The 13983-nt window shown below is 64.3% G+C and carries 12 protein-coding genes; 1 reads left to right on the top strand and 11 read right to left on the bottom strand.

Annotated features, from left to right (window positions below):
- Positions 1-47 precede the first annotated feature (47 nt).
- Together HNP02_RS17560 and HNP02_RS17555 are read right to left on the bottom strand one after the other, a co-directional pair.
- Entirely contained in the window at positions 48-227 is a 180-nt protein-coding gene (locus HNP02_RS17560; protein ID WP_184440647.1) for a hypothetical protein, read from the bottom strand.
- A gap of 148 nt (positions 228-375) precedes the next feature.
- A complete protein-coding gene (locus tag HNP02_RS17555) occupies positions 376-1278 on the bottom strand; it encodes a LysR family transcriptional regulator ArgP (RefSeq protein ID WP_184440843.1) in 903 nt (300 codons plus the stop codon).
- Positions 1279-1449: 171 nt separating this feature from the next.
- Here HNP02_RS17555 and HNP02_RS17550 point away from each other — a divergent pair, with 171 nt between their 5' ends.
- Positions 1450-3087 (top strand): NPCBM/NEW2 domain-containing protein, encoded by a 1638-nt coding sequence (locus HNP02_RS17550; RefSeq protein WP_221317673.1) that lies wholly within the window; start codon positions 1450-1452, stop codon positions 3085-3087.
- Between the two features lie 133 nt (positions 3088-3220).
- Here the strand turns inward: HNP02_RS17550 and HNP02_RS17545 are convergent, their stop codons facing one another.
- From HNP02_RS17545 to HNP02_RS17510, 9 genes are all read right to left on the bottom strand, one after another.
- A complete protein-coding gene (locus HNP02_RS17545) occupies positions 3221-4051 on the bottom strand; it encodes a hypothetical protein (RefSeq protein WP_184440645.1) in 831 nt (276 codons plus the stop codon).
- A 187-nt stretch (positions 4052-4238) separates the two neighbouring features.
- Positions 4239-4364, bottom strand: a complete 126-nt coding sequence (locus HNP02_RS42770) for a hypothetical protein (protein ID WP_255506602.1) — start codon at positions 4362-4364, stop codon at positions 4239-4241.
- Positions 4361-5392, bottom strand: coding sequence for an aminoglycoside phosphotransferase family protein (locus HNP02_RS17540; protein ID WP_255506646.1), 1032 nt, complete (start codon positions 5390-5392; stop codon positions 4361-4363). Before HNP02_RS17540 ends, HNP02_RS42770 begins: the two co-directional genes overlap by 4 nt.
- Positions 5393-5511: 119 nt before the next feature.
- Positions 5512-6303: an SDR family NAD(P)-dependent oxidoreductase gene (locus tag HNP02_RS17535; RefSeq protein WP_184440641.1), complete on the bottom strand. Its 792-nt coding sequence runs from the start codon at positions 6301-6303 to the stop codon at positions 5512-5514.
- A complete protein-coding gene (locus HNP02_RS17530) occupies positions 6300-6767 on the bottom strand; it encodes an SRPBCC family protein (RefSeq protein ID WP_184440639.1) in 468 nt (155 codons plus the stop codon). The genes HNP02_RS17535 and HNP02_RS17530 overlap by 4 nt, the downstream gene beginning before the upstream one ends.
- Positions 6764-8278, bottom strand: coding sequence for an aldehyde dehydrogenase family protein (locus HNP02_RS17525; protein WP_184440637.1), 1515 nt, complete (start codon positions 8276-8278; stop codon positions 6764-6766). Before HNP02_RS17525 ends, HNP02_RS17530 begins: the two co-directional genes overlap by 4 nt.
- Complete coding sequence (locus HNP02_RS17520; protein ID WP_184440635.1) at positions 8275-11646, bottom strand: AMP-binding protein; 3372 nt, start codon at positions 11644-11646, stop codon at positions 8275-8277. The genes HNP02_RS17525 and HNP02_RS17520 overlap by 4 nt, the downstream gene beginning before the upstream one ends.
- A 72-nt stretch (positions 11647-11718) precedes the next feature.
- Entirely contained in the window at positions 11719-12132 is a 414-nt protein-coding gene (locus HNP02_RS17515) for an SCP2 sterol-binding domain-containing protein (protein ID WP_184440633.1), read from the bottom strand.
- A gap of 33 nt (positions 12133-12165) precedes the next feature.
- A complete protein-coding gene (locus tag HNP02_RS17510) occupies positions 12166-13647 on the bottom strand; it encodes a carotenoid oxygenase family protein (RefSeq protein WP_184440631.1) in 1482 nt (493 codons plus the stop codon).
- Positions 13648-13983 lie beyond the last annotated feature (336 nt).

Raw genomic sequence — 13983 nt, 5'->3', positions numbered from 1 at the left:
CCGTGGTGCACCGCAATGGTGCGCCACGGCCAGTTGGGTGGTGCCGATCAGAAGGGGATGTCCACGAACCCGTCGGTGGTGCTCACTTCGTCGTGGTTGTCGACGGAGTAGTGCGGCAAGGCGGGGGTGGGGCTGGTGTTGATGCTGGCCTGGGCCGGTCCCGCGAAACCCAGCAGGGCTGCGGTCAGACCGCTGGCGATCAGTGTGGCAAATCCGAACTTCTTCATCTCAGTGTCTTCCTCTACATCCGGCCGTATTGCTAACCTCTTTGGCCGACCTAAAGGGTTAAACGCACTGTTCGGAGGGTTAATTCCGGCGTCAGGAACTGATCGGCGATTGGCAGGAATCGGCCGCTTTTCGGACTTCCGCCGGCGGCTAGCGCCGATGCCTGCGAAGACCTGCAGCAGCTGACCGCACCGCATTCGTGACGGTCTCGATGATCGGACTATCCAGCTTCCAGCACTGCCAGTACAGCGGCACGTCGAGATGCGCATCGGCGATACGGACGAAGGACCCCTCGGCCACCGCCGGGCCCGCCGTCTGCTCCGGGTACATGCCCCACCCCAGGCTGGCCCGCACCGCGGCCCGAAAGCCCTCTGCCGTCGGTACCAAGTGCACTGGCCGGGTAATAACGCGGCGAAACACCTTGCGCAGCAACATGTCCTGCAGTGCGTCATCGGGATTCCAGGCCAGGGACGGAGCCACCGCGACGGATTCCGCGGTGAAGCCCTCTGGCAGGTACCGCTCGACGTAGGCCGGGCTCGCCACGGACACGTAGCGCATCACACCCAGCGACTGCACCCGACACCCCGGAACCGACGTGCGCTCGGTGGTGACCGCGCCCATCACCGTTCCGTCGCGCAACAGCCGAGCGGAGTGATCCTGATCCTCGATGCGGATGTCGAACAGGACGTCGTCCAGCTGGCCAAGCACGGCGGTGAACCACGTCGACATCGAATCGGCGTTGACCGCGATCGCGACCCGCTGCCGTCCCGCGCCTGCACGGTGCCCCAGCGCGTCGAGCGCCTCCGACTCCAGCATCGCGGTCTGCGCCGCCAGCCGGATCAGTGGAACGCCGGCCGCAGTTGCCTTACAGGGCTTTTCGCGGACGATCAGTACTTGGCCAACCCGCTGCTCGAGGGCCTTGATGCGCTGGCTGACCGCCGATGGGGTCACGTGCAGTCGCTCGGCGGCGGCGTCGAAGCTGCCGAATTCGACCACCGCAGCCAGGGCCGCGAGCTGGTCGGCGCCGAGCCGATTCTCGTACTCGTGGCGCATTTTGACCTGCGGCTTTCGTCGGTGCTTCACGGCGTTGTCGTCCAGTTTGCCTCATGTAATGATGCATCTCCTGGAGCGCACCGCACCCGTGCTCACACATACATTCGCAGCAAAGATTCCATAAGCTCGTCGGGTGGAACCGACCGCCGCCGCGACCCTCGGACGCGAACAGTGATTGGCGGACGCACGATCGCGATCCTCATCACGTTCGGCGCCATGGTCGGCGGTGCCATCGTGTGGCCATGGACGTCCCCGCCAACCGCATCGGATGGACTGGCACCGACCCCACCCATGGGTTTCAACAGCTGGATCACGACGTACTGCGACGGCAGCCTCGACGACGCGATGATCAGGGGCATCGCGGACGCGATCGTGGACAAGGGCTTGAAGGACGCCGGCTACCAGTACGTAAACATCGATGATTGTTGGGCACTGCCGGAACGCAACGCCGAAGGAAACCTCGTACCCGACCCGAGGAGGTTCCCCGACGGCATCAAGGCACTCGCGGACTACGTCCACGAGAAGGGCCTCAAGTTCGGAATCTACACGAGCGCCGGTACCAAGACCTGCGACCCCAACGGGTTTCCCGGCGCGCTGAACCACGAGGTCGAGGACGCGAACTTGTTCGCATCCTGGGGAGTTGACTTCCTCAAATACGACAACTGCAACAACCAGGGCGTTGACGCCCAACAGCGTTACCGCACGATGCACGACGCCTTGAGTGCGACCGGTCGCCCGATCGTGTTGTCGATCTGCGAGTGGGGTCAGAACAAGCCGTGGGAGTGGGCTGCCGGCATCGCAGACCTGTGGCGCACCGGCGGCGACATAGCAGACAATTGGGACAGCGTGCTGGACAATCTGAACAGCAACCTGTCGCCCGCGCGGTACGCAAGCCCGGGCAATTGGAATGACCCGGACTTCCTTCGAAGCGGCAACGGGGGCATGACCGACACCCAGTACCGCAGCCAATTCAGCCTGTGGTCGGTCATGGCGGCGCCGCTGCTCATCGCGAGCGACCTGCGCAACGCGTCGCCGGAGACGATGGCCACGATCACCAATGCCGATGTGATTGCGGTGGACCAGGATCCACTGGGCATCGGAGGTCGCGAGGTTCAATCGGGCGATGGCTTGCACGTGATCGTGAAGCCACTGGCGGGCGGTGACCAAGCCGTGGCTCTGTTCAACGAGACCAATACCGACGCGACCATCGAGACCAACCTCGACAAGATCGGGTTCGACGCCGGAAGGTATGTCGTCAAGGACCTGTGGTCCAAGGCCACTCGTGTCGCAACCGGTGGCACGCTGAGTGCATCGGTGCCTGGCTATTCCACCGTTCTTCTTCGCATCAGCCCCGTGGCCGCACGGCACGCCGGGCGATGGAACCTGTCCCACGTGGTCGAGCTCAGCAGTTCCAACGGTTGGGGCCCATTCGAGACGGACCGAAGCAATGGCGACCAACCCATCGGCGACGGGCGAGCGCTGACACTGCACGGCGTCAAGTTCACGAACGGGCTTGGCGCGCACGGTCCCAGCGAGATCGCGTACTACCTCGGCGGGTCGTGTTCGACACTGACCGCCACGGTCGGCATCGACGACGAGGTACAAGGACAGGGCTCCGTGGCGTTCAAGATCTACGCCGATGACAAGCTGGTCGCCGACAGCGGGCTCGTGTTCAACGCGACGCCCCCGAAGTCGCTGGCCGCCAACATATCGGGCGCTGAGACCGTGAAGCTCGTCGTGACCGACGGCGGCGACAACATCGAATTCGACCACGGCGACTGGGCCGACCCGATGATCGACTGCGCCTGACGCTGGCCGCAGTTACGTCAGGGATACGGACGATCGGTGAAGTCAAGCTGATGTGCGTCATCCAAGCGACAGATCGGCAGGCCCTCGTAATCTGGCCGCCCAAATTGGTGCCGGCTGGCGATCTGAGGCAGGACTAGCCAGCTCTGGCAGCGGGGTGGGCAGTTCCCACGCCGCGGCGCTGCGGTTCCGCGTCGGAGGGTGACAACGACGCCGATGTGCGCGATCGGATCTCACTGTTGGCGAAGGCGACCACTGCGAACGCCATCGAGATCGCATACGCACCAGCCACGTAGCCCAGCCAATGCGGCGCGTTCGAGTGTAGGCAGACCCAGACCGGCCACGCGCAGGTCGCATGCGTCGCGCCGAACGCGGTGGCCGACACCGGCAGCAAACCGATACGTCGCCATCCAGTGAGCCGGGGCTCCAGAACGATGAGCAGCCAGACCCCGACGGCGCCGGCTGCACCGTTGACAAATGCCCACCAGATTGGAAAGCCCAGCACATTGAATGGTGAGAAGTCGTAGTAGACACCAACTTTGAGTATCGGTGCTCCCAAGTACTCGACAAACAAGTCCATCGCGAAAACGGTCGCGAAGACCTTCCACAGACTTGTTCCGTTCAAGACAAATCGTGAACCCACGTAGACGCTGCCGCCCCAGAACAGCGCATAGCCAAGCACGAGGAATGCCGGCTGCGGAACGCCCATCCCGGTATAGACGACCCACGGATTGTCACTGGCGTACCAAACTTTGCCCATGGTATCGACAACCGGTTCCAACCCGACCGATAGCAGACCGCTGCCAAGCATCACCAGCGGCAGCACATCTCGACGGTGGATGGCGTAGGTGAGACACCAGGCCGCAACCAGGACGAACCCGATCCCGACGACGAGAGTGAACACCCAAGCCGCGCCAGAGGCATGCATGTCCTCTGGACGTGGACCCAGTGCTGCCAGCGCTTCCACGTTAGGCACCATCAGTTAGCCTTCTTCCCTCGTTAACGCCGAATACAACCGTCGCACGTCACCGGGGTGTGTACCAACCATTTTCGTGCCAACGATCCGCGTCACGACGGCCAGTCGATCGTCTCCAATATGGCCCAGATGTCGGACGCCGGAGCCTGTGCGAGGACGGGCTAGACGCGAGTGGCCGTTATGCATCGATCGCGTCGAGATCGTCGATGGCTGTGAGAATGCGCCGCAGCATCTCGGTGGTCATGGATCTGGGCTGCATGGCGGGCAGGAATCGCGGTGGGTGATGGGTCGGTGTCCACATCACCAGGGCACCAAGCGTCTGCTGGCGGTAGAGGTCCCACGTGGCGGGGAATCGAGTGCATCTCCTCCAGCCTCCGCGAGCCGCTCGAGATAGTTCGCGATCAGGTCACGTTCCCAGTCGCGCCGCTGGTCGACCGTCAGTGTCGAGGTCAAGGCGTAGGCGAGGTCGCGTGACCAATGTCCGGCTGAAACACACTGCCAGTCGCAGAGTCCCATCCCGCCTGCGGCGGTTAGGTACCAGTTGCCCAGGTGTACGTCGCCGTGAATCAGGGTGTGCGGCAGTGCGAGGTGGGCGTCGACGGATTTCACGAAACGGTTCCACAGCGCGGACGATCGGCCACGCAAGCGCGGAGGCGTTATCTCCTCGTTGTCGGCGGCGGCCTGCCCGCGGTGGTGATATCTGCGGATGTAGGTCGCCGAACTCGCCGCCTGCCACCACTGGGGGTACGTCCGAAGCCACGGTGGTTGCTGCTGGCACCCCACACCCAGGGTGGTTGCCGTCCCGTGCAGCGTCGCCAGTTGGTCAACGATCTGCTCCGCCTGGTTCCGCGATATCGACGTCGTCGGCGTGCAGAAGACAGCGTTTCTCGTCGATACGAGATCCTCAAGGAGATGAATCGTGCGAAAGGACCGTGAGTCGATGGTGCAGTGGTAGCCCCTAGGTGCCTCCAGGGACAAGTGTGGGCGTAACTCGTTGTAAAAACCTGCCTCGGCGCGGGCGGTGCCGGTGATGCCATTGGCAATCCTGGTGACCAGCGTCGGCGTGCTCTTAGCGAACAGGGTTTCGGGGAGGTCGTGCAGAGGTCCGAACCGGTTGTACTGCAGATGAAGTCGGCCACGAACCGACGTTCCTGACGTTTGATCACCGACGGACACGCCCGTCACGCGAGCGTCCCGATGCGGTCCGCAGAGAATCGCGGTCAGCCACTCCTCGGTGACGTCCTGTATCCGGGCGGGCACCTGCGTGCGTTCCCACACCACCGACCGGCGGATCTTGTCGAGTGCGGTGTGCGTCCCCGCGCGGGCCACCATCACTGCGACTCGCCCGGCGTCACCCAGCGAGGGGGCGTCACGAAAATGACTCGCAGCACGGCGATCTCGAGAAGACCTTGTCTCCAGGTGCTCCTCGGGGAGGGCTCGACGTTTGTCCATCAGAAGATTGCCGGCGATACACCGCCTCCGTCGAGGACGAGGCGCTGGCCGGTGATGTATCCGGCGTGGTCACTGGCCAGGAAGCACACGGCGGCGGCGATATCCGCGGGCTCGCAGATCCGGCCGAACGGGCCGGTCGCGGCGGTGTCCTGGAGGCTGCCTCCGTTGGTGCTGGCCTTCACCAGCCGAGCGCCCATGTCGGTATTCACCAGTCCCGGAGCGAGAATGTTGACGTGAACGCCGTACTGGCGTTCCTCGCGGGCCAGGGTGCGACAGGCGCATTCCATCGCCGCCTTCGCCATCGCGTAAGGGGCGGACCGTTCGGGTGCCTCCGAGGTGATGGCGCTGGAGATCATCACGATGTCCGCCCGGTCGGCGGTGCGCATGCCCGGGAGCAATCGCTGGATCAGTGCCAACGGACCGAAGGCGTGCACGTCCATCAACCGCGCGAACTCGGTCAATGGTGTGTCGAGCACGGACCTGCCGGTGCTGGCCGATCCGGCGTTACTGACCAGCAGATCGACCGGACCGAACCGGGCGTCGACGACGTCGGCTGCGGCGTTCCAGGACTCTGGGTCTGCGGCGCTGGCTTGAATGGCGACGGCCCGGCCACCGCTGCCCCGGATGGCATCGACCACGGCGTCGGCGGCGTCCGTGTCCCGGTGGTAGCTGAGGGCGACCGCGCAGCCCGCGTCCGCCAGTCCGCGGGCCACCCCCGCACCGACACCACGCGACCCACCGGTGACCAGAGCGATGCGCCCCTTCAACGATTCGTGCAAGACCGCGTTCATGACGACGCCTGGTCGGTCCACGCCGCGTTGTCGGCGGCATGCGCCAACCGAGCGGCCAATCGCTCGATGACACGCGACAGAACACGATGTGTCGGCGCACCAAACGCCGCGAAGCGAGTGGTGAATTCGACCTGCCAGGTGATCAATGTGCCGGTGCCGCCTGGGGAGAACACCGTGACGCGGCCGACGTAGTCGCGGAACAAGTGCGGGCTGAGCACGGTGTATTCCTGGTGATCGCCGCGTTGGTACGAGGTGATCTGCTCGCGGATGAAGATCGGCCACAGTCCGAGGCGGCGAACCGCGCCGGCGCCCCCTGGTGCCGGACTCCCCCACCGCTCCCACACCGTTTGACTCAGCAGCGGACGACTCCACGTCGACCACGAATCGACGTCGTCGAGCAGGTCGGTCACGGTCGCCGGGTCGGCGAGAGTGCGCGCGTGATGGGTGAATCCTCGCGAGGTCATGGGTTTCCACGGCTTCTCTTGGAGAATCGCAGCGCAGTCATGAGACGCAGCGCCCGCATCGTCACCGCGGGACGGTCCAGCCTCATCGCGTTCATCCCGGGTACGTCGTAGCGCTTCGTGGCAACCGCCTTCGGGACCGAGAATTCCCGGAGCCCCTCGTCGCCGTGGATCCGGCCGTATCCGCTGCTGCCGACGCCGCCGAACGGCAGCGCTGGGATGCTCACGAACGCGATGACCGAGTTGATCGACACCATGCCGCAGCGCAGTTGCGCAGCGATGCGCTCACCGTGGCGTTTGGAGAAGACGGCTGCCCCGAGTCCGAACGGGCTGGCGTTGGCCAGCCGGATCGCTTCGTTCACGTCGGGCACCGTGCGGACCGTCACGATGGGACCGAACGTCTCTTCCTGCACCGCGGCACTGCTCTCGGCGCAGTCAACCAGGATGATCGGGTCGATGTAGCGGCCGCGGATCCGTTCCAAACCGCCAAGGGGCAGTGCGGCTGCCGATTCGATGCCGTCCAGTAGATGGCGGCGCACGGTATCGACCTGAGCGGGAACGGTCATCGGTCCGTAGTCGCCGCCGGGCCGCGGGCCGGCCTTGACGTCGTGCAGGGCGGCGGTGAGCGCCTCGATGAACGGTGCCGCGACCGATTCGACGACATAGATCCGTTCCACTCCGACGCAGGTTTGACCACCGTTGCTGAAGCCGCCCCAGGCCGCGGCTCGAGCCGCGGCCTGCACGTCGGCATCGGCGTCGACGATCAGCGCGTCCTTCCCACCGCATTCCATCACCACCGGCTTCAGCGACGCCGCGCACGACGCGAGGATGCGCCGGCCGGTGGCCGGCGAGCCGGTGAACTCGATCTTGCCAACGGCACTGTCCACCAACGCCGCCCCGGTTCGCCCGTCACCGGTGACCAGAGCCAGAACAGAGTCGGGCAGCGACGGGTTCGCCGTGGTGAAGCAGTCGACGAGCAGCGCGGCGACCGAGGTGCCGTACTCACTGGGCTTGAGGACGACGGTGTTTCCGGCCGCCAGCGCCGAGGCCAGCGCGGCCACCGGGGCGAACAACGGATAGTTCCAGGGACTGATGACGCCGATGACGCCGTACGGTTCGTGGTGCACCGTCGCCGAGTAATTGGCCATCAGAAGACCGGAACGCACCTTGCGCGAGCGCAGTACACGCTCTGCGTTGCGGGCCACCCACACGATGTGTTCGACGGTAATGATCAGCTCCATGTAAGCGTCGTCGGCGGGCTTACCGTTCTCGCACCCGATTTGTGCAACGAATTCATCAGAGCGCGAAACGATTTCGCGTGCCCATCCGGTCAGCGCGCGACGGCGGACGGCGAACCCCGCACTCGACCACACCTGGGCGGCGCCGCCCGCCCGTGCGACGGTCGCGTCGACGTCGGCCTGACCCATCATCGGGAAGGCGCCGAGTTCGATCCCGGTCTCCACGTCTCGAGAGACCATGGTTTCGGCGTCGCCGAGGCGGTCGTCGACGGTCACGAGGTCACCCGCGCTTCGGAGTACAAGGCGTCGATGTCCGCCTCGTAGCGTTCGGCAATCTTCTTCCGCCTCAATTTCAGCGTCGGGGTGAGTTCGGCACCACCGGGTATCCAGACATCGCCGACGAGGACGTGCCGCTTGACCTGCTCGACCCGGGACACCTGCGCATTAGCAGTAGCCACCGCGTCCTCGATGATCTGCCGGATCCGGTCGTCGCCGGCCAGCTCGTCGAGCGCGGTGGCGGTGACGCCGACACCGGCCGCATACGCCGGGGCCGCTTCGGGATCCAACACGATCAGCGCCGTGATGAACGGGCGCCCGTCACCGATGGCCACCGCCGCACCGATCAGCGGAGACGCCGCTTTGAGCGCCGCTTCGATCCGCAGGGGCGAGATGTTCTTGCCCGCCGCGTTGACGATCAGTTCCTTCTTGCGGTCGGTGATCGACAGGTAACCGTCGGCGTCGACGGTCCCGACGTCACCGGTGGCCAGCCAACCGTCGGAGTCGACGGCCTCGGCGGTCTGCACCGGATCGCCGCGGTAGCCGCGCATCACGATCGGTCCACGCACGAACACCTCGCCGTCGGCCGCAATGCGAACTTCGATGTCGCGTAACGGTTTCCCCACCGTCGCGGCCTTCGACACCCCGGCCGTATTAATGGTGGCGACCGCACCCAACTCCGACATCCCCCAGACTTCGACCACGTTCAAGCCCAGCGCCGCGATGAAGTCCATGACGTGCGGCGGTGTCGGCGCCGCTCCGACCATCAGCCATCGCAGCTGATCCAGCCCGAGTGACTGCCGGATCGGGGCCAGTATCCGTCGGTCGGCATCGGCGTAGGCGGTGGCCAGCTCGGGTGACAGTTCTGCGTCGCCGTCGGCCTTGCGGGCTGCCACTACCGCCTGGCCAATCTCAAGCGCCCAACTCACCGCGGCTCGCTTCTTGAGATCAGTCTCAGCGGCGAACTTCGTCTGCAGTCCAGCGGTGATCTTCTCCAGGATCCGCGGCACCGTTCCCCAGATCTGCGGCCTGACCCGCACCAGGGCGGGCAGCAGCGCGGCGACGTCGTCGACGCAGGTCACGTCGAGGCCGAACGCGACGCCGGCGTAGTGCGTGCCCCAGCGTTGGGCCGCATGCGCCATCGGCATGGCCGACGGCACCCGATCACCGGCGCGGAAGTCGAGCACTTCGCTGGTCAATTCCAGCTCGGCGAGCATCGCGGCGTGGGTCAGTTCGACACCCTTCGGAGTGCCGGTGGTACCCGACGTGTAAATCAGCGTGAGGACGTCGTCGGGGCCGACCGTACGCCAGGTCACCTCGAAGTCGAATTCGGCGGGCGCGGGACGCGGGAGATCGTTCAGCGCGACGGTGCCATCGACATCTGCTGCGGTGCAGATGATTTCACACGTCGCGGGGGCCGCAGCGGCGAGCTTCGTAGCATAAATCTCTTCGCATATCGCAAGCGTCGCACCGGAATTGGTTAGCACGTATGCGATGTCGGCGACCGGTGAGGTGTTGTAGACCGAACAACTGGTGGCCCCGAGGTGCATGACCGCGGCATCGACGAGGTGAAACTCCGGGCGGTTGTCGAACATCAATGCCACCACGTCCCCATGCCGGACGCCGCGCAGGTGCAGTGCTCCGGCGATGTCCACCACGGCGTCACGGTATTGCCGGTAGGTCAGGGTGAGTTCGCCGTCGGTGGAATGCAGAGCCGGTTGATCGGCGTACGCCTTGGTCGTCGCATCGAACAGTTCACAGATACTGCGGGCCGACCGGAACGGTCGTGTCGCCGGACCCGAAGGCGTTTGCGCCGCAGTGCTTGTCGCGGAGATCGGTGCGGATACCGCGGCCGCTCCCCGCGAAGCGCTTACGGCGACCACGTACCGCTCGGGATGGAAGCGTGCGGTAGCGCGGGCATAGGCCAGGTGCGAGGCCGGCCACATCGCCGTGACCTTTCCTTCGGCGTTCGTGTACCAGCCTGGGCAGTTGTCGGTGAAGACCGTGGCGTCGAGCTTCTTCTGAAGCCAATCTTGGAAGAGGTCGTGGGTTTCACGGCTGACGTCGATCCACGCCGCGTGGTGTTCCTCCTTGTAGTCCAGGGCCTGCCGGATGTAGCTGGCTTGGCGTTCCAGGAGGAACACGATGGTGTTGGTGATGCTGTTCGTATTGGGGCCGAACAGCATGAACATGTTGGGGAAGTTGATGGCGCTGATACCGAGGTACGCCTCGGCGCCGTGCCGCCACTGGGCGTGCAGGTCGATTCCGTCGCGGCCGATGATGCTGATGGGACTGAGGAATTCGCTGGCCTTGAACCCGGTGCACCAGATCAACACATCAGCGTCGATGCTGCGGCCGTCGGCGGTCACCACACCGGTCGATGTGACCCTCTGCACCGCCGATCCGACCAAGTGCACGTCGTCGCGGCCCAGCGTCGGGTACCAGTCGTTCGACAGCAGCAGCCGGTTGCACAGCAGCCGATAGTCGGGAATGGCCGCCGCAATCTCGTCGGGGTCGCTCATGTGGCGTTTGATGATGTGGATCAGCAGCCATTGCGACAGCTTCCGAACCGGATTGGCCGCGCGGGTGACAAGGGGGTATCGACTCTCGTAGGCGAGGAAGAGCACGATGTGGTGGATGGTGCGGAGCAGGCCGAAACGCCGCATCAGCGCGGTCTGCAGGGCTCCGGGCTTGCGACGGCTCTTCCACATCACCCAGTTGGGTGAACGCTGCACCACGGTCAGGTCGGCGGTCGTCTCGGCAATGGCAGGCACGATCTGAATCGCGCTGGCGCCGCTACCGACGACGACGACCTTCTTGTCCGTCAGGTCGACGTCGTGGCGCCATTGCGCCGAGTGGAATGCATCCCCGCCAAAGATCTCGAGGCCTTCGACCGTGGGCATCTTGGGTCGGCTCAGCTGACCAGTGGCCATGACGAGCGCGTCCACCCGCAGCGGCTCCCCCGCCGCGGTGGTGACCACCCATTGGCCGGTGTTCTCGTCGAACACCGCAGAGGACACTTCGGTGTCGAACCGGATGTGTTCGGTGATGCCGAAGTCGTGTGCGACTTCTTCCAAGTACCGGTGGATTTCGCCCTGCTTGCCGAACAGGCCGGACCAATCCGGTTTCAGCGCATAGGAAAACGAGTAGATCGGTGACGGGACGTCGCAGGCCGCGCCGGGATAAGTGTTCTCGCGCCACACGCCGCCGACGGAACTTGCGCGCTCGAAGATGACGAAGTCCTCGAAGCCCGAACGTTTCAGTTCGATGGCGGCGGCCAAACCACCGAATCCGCTCCCGACGATCGCGACCGACGTGGTACGTGGCGTGGCCCCGCGGTCGCTGAGCCGGAAAGTGCTAGTGCTCACCGGGATGAACCTCCAAGATCTGGTGACGGGATCCGGTGTTGGCCGCATCCGCGATGGTGTGGAGCCGTTGCCTCACGGGCCGACGAGGTTTGAATAGCCCTTCTCGGCGAGGTACGTCCGGTACCGCGCGAAGGCCGGATCAAGCGCCGGAAGTAGGTTCATCATCTTCGTCACTTGCCCGTTGACTTTCACTTTTCGCTTCGTGATCGCCGTGGTGATCTTCAGCTTGCCGATCCAGAAGAGGTGGCCGTTGTCTGCCGACATCGTCAGCTCCACATCGGGTTTGACGTCCGAGGGTCCCCGCGTGACGTGGATCGGGTCGTGCGTGCAGTCGATGAGGATCGATGCCTCGGGGTCGGCGTAATTGATGCGGAAGATCGTCTTGGACTTCACGAATTTCGGGCCAAGCACGGGGTCGGCAGCCATGTCTTCCATGAAGCCGACGAAGACGTCGTAGAGCTGGTCAGAGGACGTGAAGATAGCCAAGGATCGGTCTCTCTATCGGCGGGGCAGGCGTCGTCACTTCGCGAAGTTCATGTAGTGACCGTGAGGCGTCCAGCCGATCTGAAACGGTAGATCGATTCGGGCCACTGGTCCACTTGCGAAGTCGCGGGTATCGAAGATCTGGTACTCGGAGGTGTTCTCCATGAAGTGCGAGATCGGCACGATCAGGAAGCCGTCCGCTTCCGGCGAATCCGTTGCCCGGGGCGCGAAGGTCGGTTCGAACAGCACGGCGGACTGTTCCTCATTGTCGATCGTGTAGCTCTCTTCACTGCCGGTGCGTACGTTGCGGCGGACCAGGGTGTCCAGTGACCACAGGCTGTCGCCCGCGGTGAGGAAGGCCCATTCGTAGTTCTTGCCGTAAAACCGTTCGTCGACCTTGGGGAATTCGACCGAGCGGTCGTCGAGTCGTTCACTGGCCATGACACCGGTGTTCAAGTCCACGGTCCATCGGCCCGTGACGCCGGAGCCGAACGGTACGAAGTCCACACCGAATTCGACCTGGTCCTCGAAGGGAAACGGGGGGCGATCGAAGATCGGCCCATCGAGGACCAACGTGTCCCCAATGTGATTGGCCGACATCGTATGCATGATGTATTCCTCGTTGAAGTCAGCGGTGATCCACTTGATCGGCGCGTTGATGTCCTTGCGCGAGATCAATGCCAGCTTTGTCGGGAGGGAGGGTTCCCAACCAAACACCGAGAGCCCCTTGGTGATTCGATCCTCGCCGACGATGAACGGCTGGAACGGCAGTACGACGTAGCTCTCGGTCAGCCACATGTCGTGCGCGTTCTGGGCGTATGGCGCATCGTCGATGTCGCGGGTCTCCACGTGTCCGTCCGGATGTACCCAGTGCAGCGTCACATACGGCTCGGTATCGCGATAGGTCCAGCCGTACAGAACTCCGGTGTCGTTGTCCCACTTCGGATGGGCAGTGAACGCGTTGTCGCCGAAACAGGCCGGCGGTGTCATCCCCGGAGAAAGCTTGTCCGACCAGGTGACGAAGCCTCGAGTCTCCAGCGTGATGGGGTCGACGGCGACCGGCGGCAGTCCCTGCTCGCCACTGCCGAGGATCTCCCCCGCGAACGGAAAGACGTTCACGATCGGGCTGCCACTCGGCACGCCGTCGGTGAACTCATTGGGGATCGAGCGGCCCAACCCGTAGCCTCGCCAATCGCTGAACTGGCCATCGGTCCATTCGAAGAGACCAACGCCGTGCTTCTGCTCCAGGAGGTACTTGGGCGTCTTGACCCATTTGTTGGTGAAGTCGGCCTTGCCGTCGCGGAATACCAAGCCCTGCACCATGCCGTCGGTGGCGGCAAACCCATTGAACCCCTGCTTGGTTGGGCGTTTCCAGGTCGGACCGATGCGATAGAACCCGCCGTTGAGCTCGCGGGGAATCTCGCCGTCGGAGACCACGCAGTCTTCGATGTGGGCCTCGAAGCGCATCGGCTTCAGTGGGCCGAACAAGCGGATGTCATCGGGGATCGCGGTAACCATGAGCGGGTCCTCCTGCATCGTCGGTGACGACAGTCACTTTATGCACTTCACAGTGAGTCTGTCAAAGATCCGCACAATTAACCCCCTATATGCGACGCAAAACATGCCTCGGATCGGACATCGCATGGCATTTGCGGATACGACTGTCCGTACCAAACTGCAGTCATGTGGGCTCGTCCGCTCGATACTGGTCGCTCCCACGTTGCATCGAACAGGTCGACGAATCGATGGCGAGGCATCGGCGCGGCGTGGTTCGCCGGGCTGGTCGAAATCCCGTCCGGACCCGAACGCCACCGCTCATCGCTAGAATTGTGCGATGGACGTCAGGCAACTTCG

Source organism: Mycobacterium sp. AZCC_0083 (assembly GCF_014202335.1).
GTDB lineage: Bacteria > Actinomycetota > Actinomycetes > Mycobacteriales > Mycobacteriaceae > Mycobacterium.
The sequence above is the reverse complement of the archived record's forward strand: the minus strand, read 5'-3'. Positions and strand labels throughout refer to the sequence as shown.